Annotated in this window: 14 protein-coding genes; 10 read left to right on the top strand and 4 right to left on the bottom strand. The window is 68.8% G+C overall.

Annotation, left to right across the window (positions count from 1 at the left end; translation table 11 throughout):
- Positions 1-37: 37 nt before the first annotated feature.
- Positions 38-574: a hypothetical protein gene (locus tag AC5P7U_RS01305; protein WP_006439150.1), complete on the bottom strand. Its 537-nt coding sequence runs from the start codon at positions 572-574 to the stop codon at positions 38-40.
- Positions 575-704: 130 nt separating this feature from the next.
- Here AC5P7U_RS01305 and AC5P7U_RS01300 point away from each other — a divergent pair, with 130 nt between their 5' ends.
- Together AC5P7U_RS01300 and AC5P7U_RS01295 are read left to right on the top strand one after the other, a co-directional pair.
- Positions 705-2861, top strand: a complete 2157-nt coding sequence (locus tag AC5P7U_RS01300) for a bifunctional (p)ppGpp synthetase/guanosine-3',5'-bis(diphosphate) 3'-pyrophosphohydrolase (protein WP_197564803.1) — start codon at positions 705-707, stop codon at positions 2859-2861.
- A gap of 30 nt (positions 2862-2891) precedes the next feature.
- Complete coding sequence (locus AC5P7U_RS01295) at positions 2892-4457, top strand: hypothetical protein (RefSeq protein WP_414555913.1); 1566 nt, start codon at positions 2892-2894, stop codon at positions 4455-4457.
- Here AC5P7U_RS01295 and AC5P7U_RS01290 read toward each other — a convergent pair.
- A complete protein-coding gene (locus AC5P7U_RS01290) occupies positions 4454-6553 on the bottom strand; it encodes a glycosyltransferase (RefSeq protein ID WP_197564805.1) in 2100 nt (699 codons plus the stop codon). The genes AC5P7U_RS01295 and AC5P7U_RS01290 overlap by 4 nt on opposite strands.
- A 96-nt stretch (positions 6554-6649) precedes the next feature.
- Between AC5P7U_RS01290 and mrcB the strand changes: the two genes are divergently transcribed.
- The 4 genes from mrcB (at position 6650) to tsaB (ending at position 12960) form a co-directional block, all read left to right on the top strand.
- Complete coding sequence (gene mrcB, locus AC5P7U_RS01285) at positions 6650-9091, top strand: penicillin-binding protein 1B (protein ID WP_006439397.1); 2442 nt, start codon at positions 6650-6652, stop codon at positions 9089-9091.
- Positions 9088-9627: a hypothetical protein gene (locus AC5P7U_RS01280; RefSeq protein WP_495220728.1), complete on the top strand. Its 540-nt coding sequence runs from the start codon at positions 9088-9090 to the stop codon at positions 9625-9627. Before mrcB ends, AC5P7U_RS01280 begins: the two co-directional genes overlap by 4 nt.
- 564 nt (positions 9628-10191) lie before the next feature.
- On the top strand, positions 10192-12237 hold the full coding sequence (yoaA, locus tag AC5P7U_RS01275) for a DNA repair helicase YoaA (RefSeq protein ID WP_006465045.1): 2046 nt from the start codon (positions 10192-10194) through the stop codon (positions 12235-12237).
- A 9-nt stretch (positions 12238-12246) separates the two neighbouring features.
- The gene (gene tsaB / locus AC5P7U_RS01270) at positions 12247-12960 is read left to right on the top strand and encodes a tRNA (adenosine(37)-N6)-threonylcarbamoyltransferase complex dimerization subunit type 1 TsaB (protein WP_006465043.1); all 714 of its coding nucleotides are present in this window, start codon (positions 12247-12249) and stop codon (positions 12958-12960) included.
- Between the two features lie 495 nt (positions 12961-13455).
- On the opposite strand, the gene AC5P7U_RS01265 is transcribed toward tsaB, so the two are convergent.
- Both AC5P7U_RS01265 and gshB read right to left on the bottom strand, forming a co-directional pair.
- Positions 13456-14340 (bottom strand): energy transducer TonB family protein, encoded by an 885-nt coding sequence (locus tag AC5P7U_RS01265; protein ID WP_197564819.1) that lies wholly within the window; start codon positions 14338-14340, stop codon positions 13456-13458.
- On the bottom strand, positions 14340-15287 hold the full coding sequence (gene gshB / locus AC5P7U_RS01260; protein WP_197564820.1) for a glutathione synthase: 948 nt from the start codon (positions 15285-15287) through the stop codon (positions 14340-14342). The genes AC5P7U_RS01265 and gshB overlap by 1 nt, the downstream gene beginning before the upstream one ends.
- A 240-nt stretch (positions 15288-15527) precedes the next feature.
- Here gshB and pilG point away from each other — a divergent pair, with 240 nt between their 5' ends.
- The 4 genes from pilG to AC5P7U_RS01240 are packed head-to-tail and all read left to right on the top strand — an operon-like array spanning position 15528 to position 18918.
- Complete coding sequence (gene pilG / locus AC5P7U_RS01255; RefSeq protein WP_005418455.1) at positions 15528-15929, top strand: twitching motility response regulator PilG; 402 nt, start codon at positions 15528-15530, stop codon at positions 15927-15929.
- 18 nt (positions 15930-15947) lie between these two features.
- Positions 15948-16310 carry a response regulator gene (locus AC5P7U_RS01250; RefSeq protein ID WP_005410717.1) on the top strand — a complete coding sequence of 121 codons (363 nt, stop codon included), beginning with the start codon at positions 15948-15950 and terminating at the stop codon, positions 16308-16310.
- Positions 16310-16840 (top strand): chemotaxis protein CheW, encoded by a 531-nt coding sequence (locus tag AC5P7U_RS01245; protein ID WP_006464979.1) that lies wholly within the window; start codon positions 16310-16312, stop codon positions 16838-16840. Before AC5P7U_RS01250 ends, AC5P7U_RS01245 begins: the two co-directional genes overlap by 1 nt.
- A gap of 41 nt (positions 16841-16881) precedes the next feature.
- On the top strand, positions 16882-18918 hold the full coding sequence (locus tag AC5P7U_RS01240; protein WP_006464977.1) for a methyl-accepting chemotaxis protein: 2037 nt from the start codon (positions 16882-16884) through the stop codon (positions 18916-18918).
- The last annotated feature ends 44 nt before the right edge of the window (positions 18919-18962 follow it).

The following is an 18962-nucleotide window of genomic DNA, read 5'->3' as shown; positions in this document are numbered from 1 at the left end:
CCGAGCCGGTGCCCGGCTCTACCTCCAGGACGCGCCGTTACTTGGTACGGCGGACCTTGGGCTGGGTGTTCACGCCGTCAACCTTCATGTACCAGACGCCCATCACCCCGGGCTTGATGCTTACCTGGGGCGACGCCTTGCGCACGCCGGCCAGGGTCGTGGCATCGGTCTGTTCCCATTCCTGGCCGTTGTCCAGCACGTAGATGCGGCCCTTGCCGAAGCCGCGGAACTCGCCCTGCAGCACGCCGGTGATGGGTTCGCTGCTGCCGAAATCGAAGAAGCCCCGGTTCTTCACGATCACTTCCTGGCGTCCTTCCTCGCGCGCCTCCTCGCGGACAGCCGCCACGGCCTGGGTGGTGGCCGCCTCGACCTTGCCCTGCAGCCAGCGGTTGAGCGTGGCCAGTTCCGCCGCATCCAGCTTGTCCAGCCCGGCGGCCTTGAACTCGGCGGGCGACATCTGCTGCTGCAGGTCGCCTTCCACCACGCGCTGGGCCAGCGCAGGCGCCGATACGGCCAGCAGCAGAGCGGCGCAGGCCAGCAGTCGTGGACGGAAGTGCGGAACGATCGAGGGCATGGCGGGACTCTCCTGGGTTTACCCGCGAGTGTAGCGGCATGTCCACATGCCGGGCGATGGTGGCCGCGGCGATTGTCCCTGAACGGCGCCGGCGCTAGTGTAGGGGCCTCTGTCTTGCCTGCTCGATGCTGTGAACCGCGCTTCCGTCCCCGGCCTGGATGCCTTGTTGAACCGTCCCTCGGCAGCGGTGCTGCCCGCTCCGCTGCGCCAGGCCCTGCGCGGGCACTGGGATGCCCCGGAGTGCGACCACCAGATGCGCGCCAGCTGGTCAGTGCTGGGTGACACCCTTGATGCGCTGTCGATGCTTTCAGCCGACGAAGGTGCGGTGGTCGCGGCCCTGCTGTTCGACCTTCCCGGGTTGCGTGCCCACCTGGACGCGTTGCCACTGGGCAACCACAAGGCGGCGGTGATCGGCCTGCTCGATGGCCAGGACGCTGCTGATCCGGTATGGGCGCTGCACGCTGGCCGCGAGGCCGGGCGCAACAGTGAGGGCCTGCGCCGCCTGCTGCTGGCGATCATCCGCGACCTGCGCGTGGTGCCGATCCTGCTGGCCCGGCAACTGGCGCGGATGCGCGCTGCCGACAAGCTGGATGACGAACAGCGCCGCGCGCTGGCCCAGCTGACCCGCGATATCCATGCACCGCTGGCCAACCGGCTGGGCATCTGGCAGCTGAAGTGGGAGCTGGAGGATCTGGCTTTCCGCCATCTGGAGCCTGAGACCTACCGGCGCATCGCCCGTGAGGTGGACGAGACCCGCATCGCGCGCGAGCGCTACGTCGAGAACGTCAAGAAGGTACTTTCGCGCGAACTGGTCGCGCAGGGCATCAAGGCCGAGGTCAGTGGCCGCCCGAAGCACATCTACAGCATCTGGCGGAAGATGCAGAAGAAGCGGCTGGCGTTCGACCAGCTGTACGACATCCGCGCGGTGCGGGTGATGGTCGACGATGTCGCCGCCTGCTACGCCGCGCTGGGCGTGGTGCATGCACTGTGGGCGCCGGTGCCGAGCGAATTCGATGATTACATCGCTCGTCCCAAGGCCAACGACTACCGCTCGCTGCATACCGCCGTGGTCGGTCCGGAAGGGCGCACCATCGAAGTGCAGATCCGCACCCACGAGATGCACTCGCAGGCCGAACTGGGCGTGGCCGCGCACTGGAAGTACAAGGAAGGCGGCAAGGGCGCGGAGAAGTCCTTCGACCGCAAGATCACCTGGATGCGCCAGCTGCTGGAGCAGGCCCAGGACGGGCAGGGCAACGAACTGGCCGGAGCGCTCGATGCCGAGCTGACCGAGGACCGGGTCTACGCGCTGAGCCCGAAGGACGAGGTGCTGGACCTGCCGCAGGGCGCAACGCCGCTCGATTTCGCCTACCAGGTGCACACCATGGTCGGCCACCGTTGCCGTGGCGCCAAGGTCAACGGCCGCATCGTGCCGCTGACCTACCGCCTGCGCAGCGGCGACCGCGTCGAGATCCTGACCGGCAAGGAGGCCGACCCGCGCCGCGACTGGCTGATGCCGGCCAATGGCTTCCTGGCCAGCAACCGCTCCCGCGAGAAGGTGCGCAGCTGGTTCCACAAGCTGGACCGTGCGCGCAACGTGCAGGCCGGGCGTGAGCTGCTCGAGCGCGAGCTGAAGCGGCTGGGCCTGCAGCATTCGGATCTGGCGGTGGCGGCGAAGAAATTCCATGCCGACAGTGTCGATGACCTCTACATCCAGGTGGCGCTGGGCGATACCGGGCCGAACCAGGTCAGCCGCGCCCTGCTGGAAGCCGAGCGCGCGGCCAGCCAGCCGGCAGCCGCGCCGGCGTTGCCGCGCCCGACCGCGCGCCGGGAGAACCTGGGCAAGTCCAAGTTCACCGTGCAGGGCGTGGGCAACCTGCTGGTGCAGCTGGCACGCTGCTGCCAGCCGGTGGCAGGCGAGCCGATCGTCGGCTACCTGACCCGTAGCCGGGGTGTCACCGTGCATCGGGCAGACTGTGCAGCGCTGGCCCGCCTGGCCGCCACCAGCCCGCAGCGCATCCTGCCGGTGGAATGGGGCCAGGCCGGTGGCGGCTACGAAGTGGACGTGGTGGTCACCGCGGTTGATCGTCGCTGGCTGCTGAAGGACATCACCAACCTGATCGCCCAGGAAGACGCCTACGTGCTCGACATCCACAGTGACAACGTGCGCAACAGCGGCCGTGCCCATCTGCGCCTGCGGTTGAAGGTGAGCGACTACGGCCAGCTGTCGACCCTGCTGGGCAAGCTGGACGCGCTGCCGGGCGTGAGCGAGGCACGTCGCCTCGGCTGAGCTTCACGCTGCCCCGGCTACCCTGCACGCATGGAACGCGAGCCCCCGCATCGCCCGCATGGCGCTGAACATCCTGCGCTGGACCGCGTCCGCCGCGAAGGCCGTTGGTGGTGGCTGCAGGCACGCCATGCGCGCCGGGTCTGGCGCTGGGCGCTGGTCGCCGCGCTGGCCGTGTTCGTGCTGCTGGTGCTGCTGCGCAAGCCGCTGGCCGACTGGTTCTGGGATGAGCCGCAGATCGAACAGTTGCTGGCCGAGGGTGACCGCGCACTCGCCGCGGGCCGGTTGAGCGCGGCCGATGGCAGTGGCGCACGCGAGCGCTACCAGGCGGTGCTGGCCCTGGACGGTGATCGGCCGCAGGCGCGCGAAGGCCTGGCCCGAACGGCTGCGGCGGCACTGCAGCAGGCACGCGACAGGCTGCAGAACAACGACCTCGACGGCAGCGCGCAGGCACTGGCGTTGGCCCGCGAGCTGCAGGTGCCGCAGAGCGAAGCCGAGGCTGTCGCGCATCAGCTGCAGGCGCGACGCAACGCGGGGGCCGGCATCGGTGCGCTGCTGGCACAGGCGCGCAATGCCTTTGCGGCGGGGCGGCTTGATGATGGCGACAGCAGTGCATTGCCGCTGTTCCAGCGCATCCTGGCAGTGCAGCCGGACAATCTGCCGGCGCTGGAAGGGCGCGAGGATGCCCTGAGCGATCTGTTGCAGCAGGCACGTGCGCTGGCCGGGCGAGGGGAGCTGGCCGAGGCGGCTGCGATCGTGCAGCGCGCCCGCCAGTTCGATGCCGGCCATGCCGACCTTCCGGCCAGCCAGGAGGCGCTGGCACGTGCCGTGGACCTGCGCCTGCGGCAGGCGCAGCGCGCGTTGCAGCGCCAGCAACTTGAAAATGCGGCAAAGGGATTCCTGGCCGTGTTGGCCGTGGCGCCGGAGGATCCCACGGCCCTGCGTGGCCGCGAGCAGGTGCTGCAGGCCGTGCTGGCGCGCAGCCAGAGCCAGGCCGACGATTTCCAGTTCGACGCAGCACGGCGTGATGCAGCACTGGCCGAAGCGCTGGGCGCGTCGGCCGCGGCGCGCCAGCAGCTGGCGCAGCGCCTGCAACGCGCGCATCAGGCGCAGCAGTCGTTGCAGCAACCGGCGGCCAGCACCGCGCAGCGCGAACGGCAGTTGCGCGAGCTGCTGCGCAGGATCGAGCGCGCCGAGCGCGCCGGGGAGTGGATCAGTCCACCGGGACACAGCGCGTTCGACGCGCTGCGTGAAGCGCAGGCCCTGGCGCCGCGCGATTCCCGGGTGAAAGCGGCCGCCGCGCGCCTGCTGCCCGCCAGCCGTGCCTGCTTCGATGACAACCTGCGGCAGAACCGGGTGCAGGCCGCCGGCGCCTGCCTGCAGGCCTGGCAGACCCTGTCGCCCACTGCGAACGGCCTGCCTGCTGCCCGTCAGCGCCTGGCACAGCGCTGGCTTGCGATCGGCAGCGAACGGCTTGGCAATGGCGACCTGGATTTTGCCGCGCATGCCGCCGGACAGGCGCGGGTGCTGCAGCCGGAACTGGCGGAACTGCCGGCGTTCGAAGACCGCCTGCGTCGCGCGGGTGGGCGGGCGGATTAGGCGAAGAACACGCGCTGCACGGTCGCACGTGCGGCATCGAGCGAAAAATGCTCGGCGACATTGGCCAGGCCGGCATCGGACAATCGCTGCCACAGATGCGGGTCCTGATACAGGCGGACCACCGCATCGGCGAAACCGAGCGCGTCGTCAGCCACCAGTACATCCCGGCCCGGATGCAGGTGCATGCCTTCCACTGCGCAGGTGGTACCGACCACCGGCTGGCCATGGGCCATGCTCAGGTTGATCTTGCCCTTCACTCCAGCGCCGAACCGCAGCGGCGCGATGGCAATGCGTGCGCCGTCCATGTAGGGCGTGATGTCTTCGACGAATCCATGCATCTGCACGCCGGGCTGGCGTGCGGCCAGCGCCAGCAACGACTCCGGTGCTGCGGCGCCAATGCAGTGCAGGTGCACCTCCGGCAGCCGGGCGCGGATGTTGGCGAAGACCTCGCCGATGAACCATTCCATGCCATCCAGGTTCGGCGGGTGGCGGAAGCCGCCGACAAACACCAGGTCGTGGCGCTGCTCGAACACGGCACCTGCACCGGCAACCTCGTGCAGGTTGGAGATCAGTTCCACCTGCACCCGCGGGGCATCGGCCTGCAGCTGCTCACGCTCGGCTGCACTGACCAGCACGGTGATGTCGCACTGCTCCATCACTGCCAGCTCGCTGCTGCGGGTACGCTCGGCAGCGCGCAGGAGAGTCGCGTCTCCGGCTACCTCGGCACCGCGGCGTTCGCGCAGGTAGTGCAGGTCGACGGTGTCGAACACGGTGCGTGCCTGCGGTGCGTAGCGCTTGAGCAGCGGCAGGCACTCATGGGCGACGTGGTGGCGTACCAGCATTGCCACGTCGAAACGCGATCCGTGGCTGCGCAGCCAGCCGGCCACGCCGTCCAGGAAGGGCGCATACCAGACTTCCACGCCCATCCGCTGCAGCGCTTCGGTCGCCGCACCGGCATGTTCGCGCCGGGTGGGTACGAATACCACGTGGGCACCGCCCTGCAGCAGCAGGCGGATCAGGTTGACCTGGCGCAGCGACCCGGAGTCGCGATCCGGTTGTGGAACTTCCTCGTCCAGGATCAGCACCTGGCGCCGGCCGCGCAGCAGCAGCGCCGGAGACGGTACTTCGCCGACCGCCGGATGACGGGCCAGTTCGCTGGCCCAGCGGGCGGCAAAGATGGCCTGGTTGCGCACCTGGTAGGCCTTCACCCCACTGCCGGTGTCGGTGCCGTTGCTGGTGCCCTCGTCGTGGATCACCCGGCTGGCCGGCTGCACCAGCACGCGCAGGCCCTGGGCACGCACGCGGAAGGCCAGGTCGGTGTCCTCGTAGTACGCCGGCTTGTAGCGGGTATCGAAGCCGTCCAGCTGCTGCCAGAGGGTGCGCGGCAGCATCAGCGCCGCACCCGAGCAGTAGTCGACATCGCGCAGGCTGGCAAAGCGCGGATCATCGGCGGCCTCGAAGCGGCCGTAGCTCCAGCCACTGCCATCGGCGAAGATCACCCCGCCCGATTCCTGCAGGCGGCCATCCGGGTACAGCAGCTGGCTGCCGACCAGGCCGGCGTCGGGCGTGTTGCCGAAGGTGTCGAGCAGGGCATCGAGCCAGCCCGGCTGCGGCACCGTGTCGTTGTTGAGCAGCACCACGTAGCGGCCGCGGGCACGCGACACCCCATCATTGCAGGCTTCAATGAAGCCGCCGTTGTGCTCGCGAACTTCATAGCGCAGCCCGGCCACCTGCGGCATCCACTGCACGGTGGCGTCGCTGCTGCCGTCATCCACTACCAGGATCTCGCAGGCCGCCGCCGGCGGGTGCGCCGCCAGGGCGCGCAGGCAGGCCAGGGTGTGGTCGACGTGGTTGTAGACCGGGATGACGATGCTCACCTCCGGCGACTCGCTGAACGGCACCGTGAAGGGGGCAAACGCCTGTGCCGGCGGCAGGTACAGCGGCGTGCGCGGAGCCGGAACGGCGCGCTGGGTATGAACGCGGATGCGCTGCCAGGTGGCCCGCCAGCCACGGGTGCGCAGGCTTGCCAGGCTCCGCCGGGCCAGGCCCGTCAGGCGGTTGATCAGGTATCGGATCTCGGCCAGCGACATCGCCATCCGGTTGCAACTCCAGCTTAAGCAGGGGGACCCGGGAGAATTCGCCAGCCGCAGCGGCTGGGGTAGACTCGCCAGACCCTACATTCTCGCATTCCCGTGCCCCGACGCTACGATTCCGACGACATCGACGATTTCGACGACGACGACCAGCAGGAGAACGGTCCGCTGTGGCGGCGTCGCCTGATCACCTGGAGCATGGCTGCGGTCGCGTTGGGATTGGGTTTCCTCATTCCCTATACGCTGTACCTGAACCAACAGGTGACGCAGCGTTTTGGTGAGCTGCGCTGGCAGATCCCGACGCGCGTGTACGCCCGCCCGCTGGTGCTTGCGCCCGGCAAGGCAATGGATGCGGCCACCCTGAAGACCGAGCTGGCCGCTTCGGCCTACCGCGATGACGGGCAGGGCAAGGAGCCGGCCACCTACGCGGTGAATGGCGGTCGTTTCGTGATCTCCAGCCGCGGCTACAACGACGTTGACGGCCGGGTCGCCCCGCGCCGGGTGGAGCTGTCGCTGGCCGATGGCGGCGTGGCCTCGCTGCGCGATGCCGACAACCGCAAGGCGCTGAAGGCTGCGCGGCTGGATCCTGCGCGCATCGCCACCCTGTACGGCCAGAAGCAGGAAGAGCGCCGCCTGATCCGCATGGATGAGGCGCCGGACCTGCTGGTGACCGGCCTGCAGGCGGTGGAAGACAAGGATTTCAACCGTCACCACGGTATCGATCTGTCCGGCATCGCGCGCGCGGTGTGGGTGACCATCCGCTCCGGTGGCCAGAGCCGCCAGGGCGCGTCCACGCTGACCCAGCAGCTGGCCCGTAGTGGCCTGCTCGGCATCGGCAAGGAACAGACGGTCACCCGCAAGTTCAACGAAGTGCTGTACGCGCTGATCATGGAAGCGCGTTACGACAAGCGCACCATCTTCGAGGCCTACCTCAACCAGGTGTACCTGGGCCAGCGTGGCAGCCAGGCCATCCACGGCATGTCCTCCGGTGCCGAGTTCTGGTTCGGCCGCGACCTGTCGTCGCTGGAAACCGAGCAGATCGCGCTGCTGATCGGCCTGGTCAAGGGTCCGTCCTTCTACGATCCGCGGCGCAACCCGGAGCGCGCGCTGGATCGCCGCAACTTCGTGCTGGGCAAGCTGCACGAGGCCACGTTGATCGACGACGCCGAGTACCAGCGTGCGTTGAAGGCACCGCTGGGCGTGCCGAAGACACCGGGCCTGGTGGCGGCCAACCGCTTCCCGGCCTACGTCGACCTGGTCCGTCGCCAGCTGGGGCATGACTATCCGGAATCGGCGCTGCAGGGCGCAGGCCTGAGCGTGATGTCGGGTATGTCGCCGTCGGCGCAGGCCTACGCCGAAGGCGCGGTGACCCGCACCATCAAGTCGCTGGAGAGCAAGCGACGCCCCGAACTGCAGGCCGGCATGGTGCTGACCGACGTGCACAACGGCGACGTGCTGGCGGTGATCGGCAGCCGCGAAGTCTCCGAGGTCGGCTTCAACCGCGCGATCGAAGCGCAGCGTCCGGTGGGTTCGCTGCTCAAGCCGTTCGTGTACCTGCTGGCGCTGGCACAGCCGGACCGCTACTCGCTGGCCAGCTGGGTCGACGATTCCCCGGTGACGGTGCAGCTCGGCCGCGGCCGCAACTGGAACCCCGGCAACGCGGACAACCGCAGCCACGGCACCGTGCGCCTGATCGATGCACTGGCCCATTCCTACAACCAGGCCACCGTGCGCGTCGGCATGCAGGTCGGTCCCGAGCGCGTGACCCAGCTGATCCATGTGCTGGCCGGCATCAAGGCCGAGGCGAATCCGGCGGTGATCCTAGGCTCGACCGACCAGAGCCCGTACGCGATGGCGCAGCTGTATCAATTCCTCGCGTCCGGCGGCGAGATCCAGCCGTTGCACGCGGTGCGTGGCGTGCTCGATCCGCAGGGCAAGCTGCTCAAGCGCTATGACAAGACCCCGGCGCCGGCACAGGAGGGCGACTCGATCGCCGCCAACCTGATCAGCGTCGGGCTGCAGCAGGTGGTCGCCAGTGGTACCGCGCAGCGCCTCAACGCCGACGGCCTGGGCCGGCTGCAGCCGGCCGGCAAGACCGGTACCACCAATGATGGCCGTGACAGCTGGTACGCCGGTTATACCGGCGATCATCTGGCGGTGATCTGGATCGGCAACGACCAGAACGAGCAGGCGGGCCTGTACGGTGCCACCGGTGCGATGAGAGTGTGGTCGGGTATTTTCCAGCGTCTGCCAAGTGCTCCGCTGCGTGTCAGCAACAAGGGCCTGGACTGGCAGTCGGTGGCACCCACCGGCATCAACAGTACCGATGAAGGCTGCCCGGGCGCGCGTCGCTTCCCGTTCGTGGTGGGCTACGCGCCGGCCTATGCACCGTGTGCGCCGGCGATATCGCCGGATGGGCAGGGCGGAGCGGAGGGCGAAGGTGGGGGCTGGCGCAGCTGGTTCGGCCTGGACCGCAAGCCGGAAGCTCCTGCGGAACCCGCCGCGGCACCCGCTGCCGCCACACCTCCTCCAAGCCGATGATGCCGATGAACATGCGATCCCTGCTGCAGCCCCTGGCCCTGACCGGCCTCAGCCTGGCCTTGGCCGCGTGCGTGAGCAGCGCACCGCCGGTGGCCAAGCCGCCGGTTGATACCACCACGCCGGCGCAGCGCCTGGCCGCCGTGGACGCCGCCGCCGGCCCGGACGACAAGGAGCTGTCGGTGCAGCCGCTGCGCGATTCGCAGGTGGAAGACCTGCGGGTGACCGCGCAGGCGCAGCGACAGGCCAATGATCTGGCCGCCGCGGCCAGCAGTCTGGACCATGCGCTGGAGATCGTGGCGGGTGATCCGTCGGTATTGCAGGAACGCGCCGAGCTGGCGCTGCTGCAGGGCCAGTGGGCGCAGGCGGAGACGTTCGCACGCAAGGCGATCGATCTGGGTTCGAAGACGGGGCCGCTGTGCCGCCGGCACTGGGCCACGATCGAGCAGTCGCGCCTGGCGCGTGGCGAAAAGGAGAATGCGCTGTCGGCGCATGCGCAGCTGGAAAGCTGCACCGTGCCGGGGATCAAGCGGTACTAGATTTCCAGCCAACGGCGCAGCCCCTCGTGGCTGCCCGCATGGTCGCGTGGAGCAAACGCCGCGCTTGGCCGGGCGGGGTGGGTTCGCGGGGGACGCCGTGAACCCGTCCTTGGGGGCTTGGCCGCGGCATCCATGCCGCGGACACCCCCGCGAACCCACCCCGCCCGACCTCTGACAGATTCCGTGCGCTGCCAGCCACGGAAAAGAAAAAGAAGATCAAAAGCGGATCGCGCGCTGCGCGCGCTCGCTGTGATTTCTTTTCTTCTTTCCCCGCTTCCTCCAACGCTTCTGACATCCCAGTCGAGCAAGCTCGACTCTACGAAGCATGTCCCTCCGTCACCGGGAAACTGTCGAGGGTGGGGCGGGAGGGGCAGGCAGGACCGTTGGCGCCATGGATGGCGCCATCGAGCCCCCAAGGATGGGTTTACGGCGTGTCCTGCCTGCCCCTCCCGGCCCACCCAGCACGTAGAAATCCAGAGCGATGAACAAGTGACGTTGCCTTTGCTTGTGCTCTGGCTTGAAACGGGTGCCGGGCAGCGCCCGGCCGGGTATCCTTTCCCTCTGATGTCCGACCTTGTCCATGCCAGCCGCGAAGCCCTCAGCGACGGCGGCGCGCTCGCCTCGCACCTGGATGCCTTCGTCCCGCGTCCGGCCCAGCTGCGCCTGACCGAGGCCATCGCCGATGCGTTGCAGCAGCGCGATCTGCTGCTGGCCGAGGCCGGTACCGGTACCGGCAAGACCTTCGCCTATCTGGTGCCGGTGCTGCTGTCCGGGCTGCGTACCATCATCTCCACCGGTACCCGCGCGCTGCAGGACCAGCTCTACCACCGCGATCTGCCACGCGTGCGCCAGGCGCTCGGCGTGGGCCTGCGCAGCGCGCTGCTGAAGGGGCGTGCGAACTACCTGTGCCGTTATCGCCTGCAGCAGGCGCGTGGCGAGCCACGATTCTCCAGCCCCGAACAGGCGGCGCAGTTCCAGCGCATCCTGGCCTGGTCCGGCCGCTCCGAATTCGGTGACATCGCCGAGCTCGACGGGCTGGCCGACGACTCTCCGCTGCTGCCGATGGTCACCTCCACCGTCGACAACTGCCTGGGCACCGACTGCCCGTTCTGGGACGACTGCTTCGTGGTGCGTGCGCGGCAACGTGCGCAGGCGGCCGACGTGGTGGTGGTCAACCATCACCTGCTGCTGGCGGACCTGGCATTGAAACAGGATGGTTTCGGCGAACTGCTGCCAGGGGCGCAGGCGTTCGTCATCGACGAGGCGCATCAGCTGCCCGAGTTGGCCGCGCAGTTCTTCGGCGAGGGGTTCGGCATGCGCCCGTGGCAGGAGCTGGGCCGCGACTGCCTGGCCGAAGCGCGTGGCGTGGGCGGTGCGCAGTCGGCCCTGCAGGAGCCGGTCGACCAGTTGCAGCAGGCACTGCTGGCATTGCGCTCGGCGATGGAAGGCCTGCCGTCGCGCGGCACGCAGTGGCGGGCACTGGCAATGCCGCAGGTACGCGACGGCTTCGATACGGTGATGGCGGGGCTGGTGACGCTGGAGCAGGCACTGCAACCACTGCGCGAAGCTGCCGCTGGCCTCGATGCCTGCCATGCGCGGGCGCGCGAAGCGGTCTCGCGGCTCAGCCGCTGGCTGGGCGATGACGAGCCCAGCCTGGATTTCGACACCGACCCTGCGGACGTGGCGGGTGCGGCCGATGTGCTCTGGTACGAGCTCACCCCGCGTGGTTTCCGCTGCCAGCGCACGCCCATGGATGTGTCCGGGCCGCTGCGTGAGCACCGTGAACGCAGCCGGGCGGCATGGATCTTCACCTCCGCTACGCTGACCGTAGGCGGTGGCTTTGATCACATTGCCACGCGACTGGGCCTGGACGATCCGCATACCCTGGTCCAGCCGAGTCCGTTCAACTGGCCCGAGCAGGCGCTGTGCTACCTGCCCGAAGGCCTGCCCGATCCGGCCGCGCGTGGCTTCGGCACCGCGTTGATCCAGACCCTGCGGCCGGTGCTGCAGGCGTCGCAGGGCAGGGCATTCCTGCTGTTCGCGTCGCATCGCGCCCTGCGCGAGGCCGCCGAAGCGCTGCGCGACGGGCCGTGGCCGTTGTTCGTGCAGGGCGAGGCGCCGCGCGCGACGTTGCTGCAGCGCTTCCGCGAATCGGGCAATGGCGTGCTGCTCGGCTCGGCCAGTTTCCGCGAGGGCGTGGACGTGGTCGGCGAAGCGCTGAGCGTGGTGATGATCGACAAGCTGCCCTTCGCCGCTCCGGACGACCCGGTGTACGAGGCGCGGCTGGAGGCGATCCGCAGCCAGGGCGGCAACCCGTTCCGCGACGAGCAGCTGCCGCAGGCGGTGATCGCGCTGAAGCAGGGCGTCGGTCGCCTGATCCGCAGCGAGAGCGACCGCGGGGTGCTGGTGCTGTGCGACCCGCGCCTGCTCAACCGCGGCTATGGCCGGGTCTTCCTCGATTCGCTGCCGCCGTTCCGGCGCACCCGCAGCCTGGCCGATGTGCAGGCCTTCTTTACGCCACAATGGCCACCCGTGGCCGATGATGCCGTTCCGGCCACCGCTGCGGCGGGCCCGGATCTGGCGCCCGGCGCCACGTTCCCCCTGTTCTGACCTGATCCGATGAAACTGCTCGCCTTTGAAACCGCCACCGAAGCCTGTTCCGTTGCCCTGCATGTCGATGGGCAGGTGCTGGAACGTTTCGAGATCGCCCCGCGCCGGCATGCCGAGCTGAGCCTGCCGTGGGCGGAGGCGCTGCTGGCGGAAGCCGGCATCAGCCGCCGCCAGCTGGACGGTATCGCGCTCAGCCGCGGCCCCGGTGCGTTCACCGGCGTGCGCCTGGCCATCGCCATTGCCCAGGGCATCGCCCTTGCGCTGGACCGCCCGCTGCTGCCGGTGTCGACGCTGCAGGTGCTGGCGCTGCGTGCGCCGGCGGAAGAAGACCAGATCCTGTCGGCGATCGATGCGCGGATGGGCGAGTTGTACGTTGCGCGCTTCGAGCGCGTGGACGGCCTGCCGGTGGCGCGCGATGCCGAGCGTGTCTGCGCACCGGCGGCGGTGGCGCTGCCGGACGGGCTGCGGGCCTACGGTGTCGGCACCGGTTTCGGCGCGGCCGAGGGCGCGCTGGTGGCACAGCTGGGGGCAGGCCTGCGCGGTTTCGATGCCACTGCACTGCCGCGTGCGTCGGATGTACTGGCACTGGCGGTGCCGGCCTTCGCGCGTGGCGAAGCCATCGCACCGGAGAAGGTTGAACCGGCGTACCTGCGCGACAACGTGGCGCTGACCCTGGTCGAGCAGCAGGCCGCGCGCGAGGCGAAGGCGAAGGCCAACGGCTGAGCCCCTCGTGGCGAGGTTGGTTGATCGCGTAAATCAAAAGCCGCGCTTGGCCGGGCGGGGTGGGTTCGCGGGGGACGCCGTGAACCCGTCCCTGGGGGCTTAGCCGCGCCATCCATGGCGCGGATACCCCGCGAACCCACCCCGCCCAGCCTTTGACAGTTTCCGTGTGCGTCCGCCACGGAAAATCAAAAAAGAAAATCAAAATCAAAAGCCGATCGCTTCGCTCGCATCCACGCGTGGCGTGGATGTGTGTCGACCAAGGTCGACACCCACCAACAGCGATGAGGCGCCGCGATCTGTCGGAGGTGGGGCGGTGTCGGGTGGCGGGGTATCCGCGGCATGGATGCCGCGGCTAAGCCTACAGGGACGTACTTGCGGCGTCCCCGCCGCCCGGCACCGCCCCGCCAAGCCTCAGTGCACCGACCGCCGCTGTTGCCGTTGCCGTTGCTTCAGCCCTGCAGCGGGTCCCGGGCCGCAGGCCCGGGCAGCAAAACCCTATCGGTCGTCGTGCAGGGTGCCGCCGGGCAGGAACACCCACGTGCGGGTGACCTGCAGGATGTCGATCGCATCGTCTGTCTTCGGCAACGGCGGGAACGGCTGCGCCATCTTCACCACCCGCAGCGCCGCTTCATCCAGCAAGGGCGTGCCGCTCGAACGCAGGATCCGGCTGCTCTCCACGCTGCCATCGCGGCGCACGCCCACGCTGATCACCACCTGGCCACCGAGGCGGCGCTGCCGGGCCTCGTCCGGATAGTTCAGGTTGCCCACCCGCTCGGCACGGTCGACCCACGCACGCAGGTAATTGGCGTAGGCATATTCCCGCGTGCTGGCCGACACGAACTTGCGGTTCGGGCGCTTGGCGTACTGCGCCGAGCGCAGGTGCACCTCGGCCGCCAGCCGCGCCATTTCCACATCGCGCTGCTCGCGTGCGCTCAGTGGCGCATCCGGTTCGGGCTGCTCCGGCGTGGGTCGCGCCTGTGCCTGCGCCACCGTGTCCTGGCCATTGCGGCTGCTGACCACGCGTGCCTGCGGCGGCGGAGCCGGCGCGGCCGATTGTTGCTGCTGCGGCACCGGGCTCACCCCGGCCTGCGCCTGCGGCACGATGCCGGCCTGATTGTCGCGCGGGCGTTGTGCACGGTCGTGCTCGCCGCCGCCTTCCTGGCTGGCCGCGGCAAGGAAGTCGGCCTGCTTCGGGGTCAGCGCGGTGCGGGTCTGGCTGAAGATCACCTCCAGCGTCGGCACCAGCGGCGCATCGCCCTTCACCGCAAAGCCCACGCCCAGGATCAGCAGGGCGTGGACCACGACCGACAGCGCGATGGTTGCTCCCAGCCGCTGCGCTTCGCGCGGTGGCGGGGGCAGCACGGCAGGTGCGGCAGCCATCAGCGCAGGCCGGCCTCGAGCGCGTCGAACAGGGTGCCGGCGATGTTCAGGCCGTACTGGGCGTCCAGTTCGCGCACGCAGGTCGGGCTGGTCACGTTGACTTCGGTCAGGTAATCGCCGATCACGTCCAGGCCGACGAAGCGCATGCCGCGGCGCTTCATTTCCGGTCCGACCTGGGCGGCGATCCAGCGGTCGCGCTCGCTCAGCGGGCGGCCTTCGCCACGGCCGCCGGCGGCCAGGTTGCCGCGGAACTCGTCCCCCTGCGGAATGCGTGCCAGGCAGTAGTCGACCGGCTCGCCATCAACCAGCAGGATGCGCTTGTCACCGGCCGTGATGTCGGGAATGAACTTCTGGGCCAGCGCCAGCTTGCGGCCGCCGTCGGTCAGCGTTTCCAGAATCACGTTCAGGTTCGGATCGCCCTGGCCGCTGCGGAAGATCGAGCGTCCACCCATGCCGTCCAGCGGCTTCAGCACGGCCTGGCCGTGTTCCAGCGCGAAGGCCTTCAGCGCTTTGGCGTCCCGGCTGACCAGGGTCGGCGGGCAGCACTGCGGGAACAGCAGGGCGGCCAGCTTCTCGTTGTAGTCGCGCAGGCCCTGGGGGTTGTTGACCACGCAGGCGCCGGCGGTGGCCGCCACGTCCAGCACCTGGGTGTCGTAGATGTACTCGGCGTCGACCGGCGGGTCCTTGCGCATCAGCACGATCTGGCCGGGGCCGAACTCGGTACGGCTGAACGTGCCCAGCTCATACCAGCCGGACGGGTCGTCGCGCACCTGCAGCGGCGCGGTCTGGGCCACCGCAACGCCGCCTTCCAGGGCCAGGCCGCCCGGGCGCACGTAGTGCAGGGCATGGCCGCGGCGCTGGGCTTCCAGCAGCATGGCGAAGGTGGTGTCCTTGGCGATCTTGATGTGGGCGATGGGGTCCATCACCACGATGACGTTCAACGGCATGGGCGCACCTGTCAGGCAAGGCGTTGATGGTAGCGGCAACGCCGGTCGCGCGCCTCCCCGCCGTACTGCAACGCAGCGTCCGCCCGGCGGCAGCGCAATCATTGCGAACCCCGTCACGTTCAGCCGGCCGCCACCCCCTGCGCTGTGGGCCGGCCTTGAAGCGGGCGCGGAAAGTGCGATATAGATACGCTTTCGTAGCGGCCCCCGCCAGAGATCGGGCCGTGCGCTTGGGGATAGGCAATGACTGAAAACACGACTGCGGGCGGGGAACTCGCAGGACTCCGGGTGATGGTCATCGATGATTCGAAGACCATCCGCAGGACTGCGGAAACGCTGCTCAAGCGCGAAGGCTGCGAGGTGGTCACCGCCACCGACGGCTTTGAAGCGCTTGCCAAGATCGCAGACCAGCAACCGCAGATCATCTTCGTCGACATCATGATGCCGCGCCTGGACGGGTACCAGACGTGCGCGCTGATCAAGGGCAACCAGCTGTTCAAGGCGACCCCGGTCATCATGCTGTCGTCCAAGGATGGCCTGTTCGACAAGGCGCGGGGACGCATCGTCGGCTCGGAGCAATACCTGACCAAGCCTTTCACGCGTGAAGAACTGCTGGGTGCCATCCGCACATACGTCAACGCCTGACCAGGGGGGAAAGGCACAATGGCTCGTATCGTTCTGATCGAGGATTCACCGACCGACCGCGCGGTGTTCACCCAGTGGCTGCGCCGTGCCGGCCATGAGGTGCTGGAAGCGGACAACGCCGAGGATGGACTGCAGCTGGTCCGCGACCAGGTGCCGCAGCTGGTGCTGATGGACGTGGTGCTGCCCGGCATGAGCGGCTTCCAGGCGACCCGGGCGATGGCCCGTGACGCGGCGATCAAGCACATCCCGGTGATCATCGTCAGCACCAAGGCGATGGAAACCGACAAGGCATGGGGCCTGCGCCAGGGCGCGGCCGATTACATCGTCAAGCCGCCGCGCGAAGATGAACTGATCGCGCGGATCAACGAACTGGTGGCCTGATGCGCTCGCCCTTCGACATCCTCGAGGCCTACGAACGGCGCAGCCTGGCCCATGCGGTGCAGCTGCCCGAACGGCAGTTCGCCCTGGACCTGTGGCGTGGCGTCGGTTACCGCGTCGGCCAGCGCCGGCTGGTATCCGATTTCCGCGAAGTGGTGGAAATCGTGCCGATGCCGCCGGTGACTCCGGTGCCATGTGCACAGCCGTGGCTGCTGGGCGTGGGCAACCTGCGCGGCAACCTGTTTCCGGTGGTCGACCTGAAGTACTTCCTGGAAGGCACACGCACCGTGCAGCAGGAAGGCCAGCGCGTGCTGATCATGCGCCAGGCCGGTGGCGACGTTGCGCTGACCATCGATGAACTGTTCGGCCAGCGCAGCTTCGAGCTGGACCAGCAGATCGCGGCCGGCACGCTGGCCGAAGGGCGCTACGGCCATTTCGTCGATCGCGCCTTCCATGCCGACGGCCACGACTGGGGCGTGTTCTCGCTCTCGCTGCTGTCGCGCACCCCTGAATTCCGGCAAGCCGCGGCCTGAGGCCGGGCATCGCCCCCTGCATTGAAGATCGAGGTTGAACGATGAGTACTGCTTCGGACGCCACCAAATCCGGCAAGCTGCGGCTGGGCGGCAGCAACCTCTGGCTGTTCCTGCTGCTGGCATCGATGATCCTGTTCGGCGTCAACACCGGCGTCGCCACCTGGCAGGGCAGCCGTCTGGCGGACGCCGGCTCCAAGGCCGCCGACCTGCAGGTGCTGTCACAGCAGCTGGCCAACCAGGGTCGTGACGCCGTCGGCGGCAACGCGCAGGCGTTCACCGCCTTCAAGGCGACCCGCAACGCGATCGAACAGAACGTGTCGACCCTGCAGGGCCGCTACGGCAAGGAGCCGGGCGTGTCCGGCGCGATCACCACGCTGGGTGAAACCTGGGCGCCGCTGGGCAAGCAGGCCGGGCAGCTGGTCGCCAGCGAGCCGGCGGTGCTGGCCCTGGCCGGCAACGCCAACAACTTCACCGGCGCGGTGCCGGGCCTGCAGGCCCAGCTGAACGAGCTGGTGCGCGCGATGTCCGCCTCCGGCGCACCGTCGGCGCAGGTGTACAGCGCGTTGCAGCAGGTGGTGGTGGCCGGTTCGATGGCCCGCCGCGTGACTGAAATGCGGGCCGGTGGCAGCGCCGCGGCCACCGCCGGTGACGCGCTGGCCCGCGACATCACCGTGTTCTCGCAGGTGCTCGACGGCCTGCGCAACGGCAACGACGAACTGGGCATCACCGCCGTACGCGGGGCCGCCGCCATCGCCGCGCTGGAACAATCGCAGCAGAAGTGGGAGGCGATGAAGCAGGACGCCGACGCGATCCTGGCCAGCTCGCGCCAGCTGTTCGCCGCGCAGTCGGCCGCCACCGCGCTGGGCCAGGGCTCGGCGCACATGCTGGATGACAGCCGCAAGCTGTTCGAAGCGTTCTCCTCGTTCGGCTCGGTATCCGATACCCGCCTGTTCCCGAACTTCTGGATCGGCGTGGTGTCCGGCGCGCTGTCACTGATCGCGATCATCGGCTTCGTTTCCACCAACGTGCGCAGCCGTTCGCGCGAGCAGGAACTGCGCTACCAGACCCAGGTGGAGTTCAACAGCCGCAACCAGCAGGCGATCATGCGCCTGCTGGATGAAATCTCCTCGCTCGGTGAGGGTGACCTGACGGTGAAGGCCTCGGTGACCGAGGACATGACCGGCGCCATCGCCGACGCGATCAATTACGCGGTCGACGAGCTGCGCCACCTGGTGACCACCATCAACGACACCTCGGCCAAGGTCGCGCTGTCCACCCAGGAGACCCAGGCGACCGCCATGCAGCTGGCAGAGGCGGCGGGCCACCAGGCCAACCAGATCACCTCGGCTTCGGACCGCATCGGCGAAATCGCGGCGAGCATCGAGCAGGTGTCGCGCAACTCGGCCGAATCGGCCGACGTGGCACAGCGCTCGGTGGTGATCGCCGCCGAGGGTGCCGGCGTGGTGCGCGAGACCATCCAGGGCATGGACCAGATCCGCGACCAGATCCAGGAAACCTCCAAGCGCATCAAGCGCCTGGGTGAGTCGTCGCAGGAAATCGGCTCGATCGTGGAACTGATCAACGACATTTCCGAGCAGACCAACATCCTGGCGTTGAACGCCGCCGTGCAGGCCGCCTCGGCGGGCGAGGCCGGTCGCGGTTTCGCGGTCGTGGCCGACGAAGTGCAGCGCCTGGCAGAACGTACCTCGGGTGCGACCCGACGCATCGAAAACCTGGTGCAGGCGATCCAGGCCGACACCAATGAAGCGGTCACCTCGATGGAGCAGACCACCGCCGAAGTGGTGTCCGGTGCGCGCCTGGCCGAGGATGCGGGCACTGCGCTGACCGAGATCGAGCGCGTGTCCAATGCACTGAACACCCTCATCAAGAACATCTCCATCGCCGCCCAGCAGCAGTCCGCGGCCGCCTCGGACATCACCCGCACCATGGGCGTGATCCGGCAGATCACCGGCCAGACCTCGCAGGGTGCCGGGCAGACCGCCGAATCGATCGGCCACCTGGCGCAGCTGGCGGCCGACCTGCGTCGTTCGGTCGCTGACTTCAAGCTGCCGGCGTGACGCGGGCAGGGCGGCGAGCAAGGAACCCCTCGATGAAGCATTTC

The organism is Stenotrophomonas sp. YJH_SMC_57 (assembly GCF_059369755.1).
Note: the sequence above shows the minus strand (reverse complement) of the source record. Positions and strands in the feature narration are given on the sequence as shown.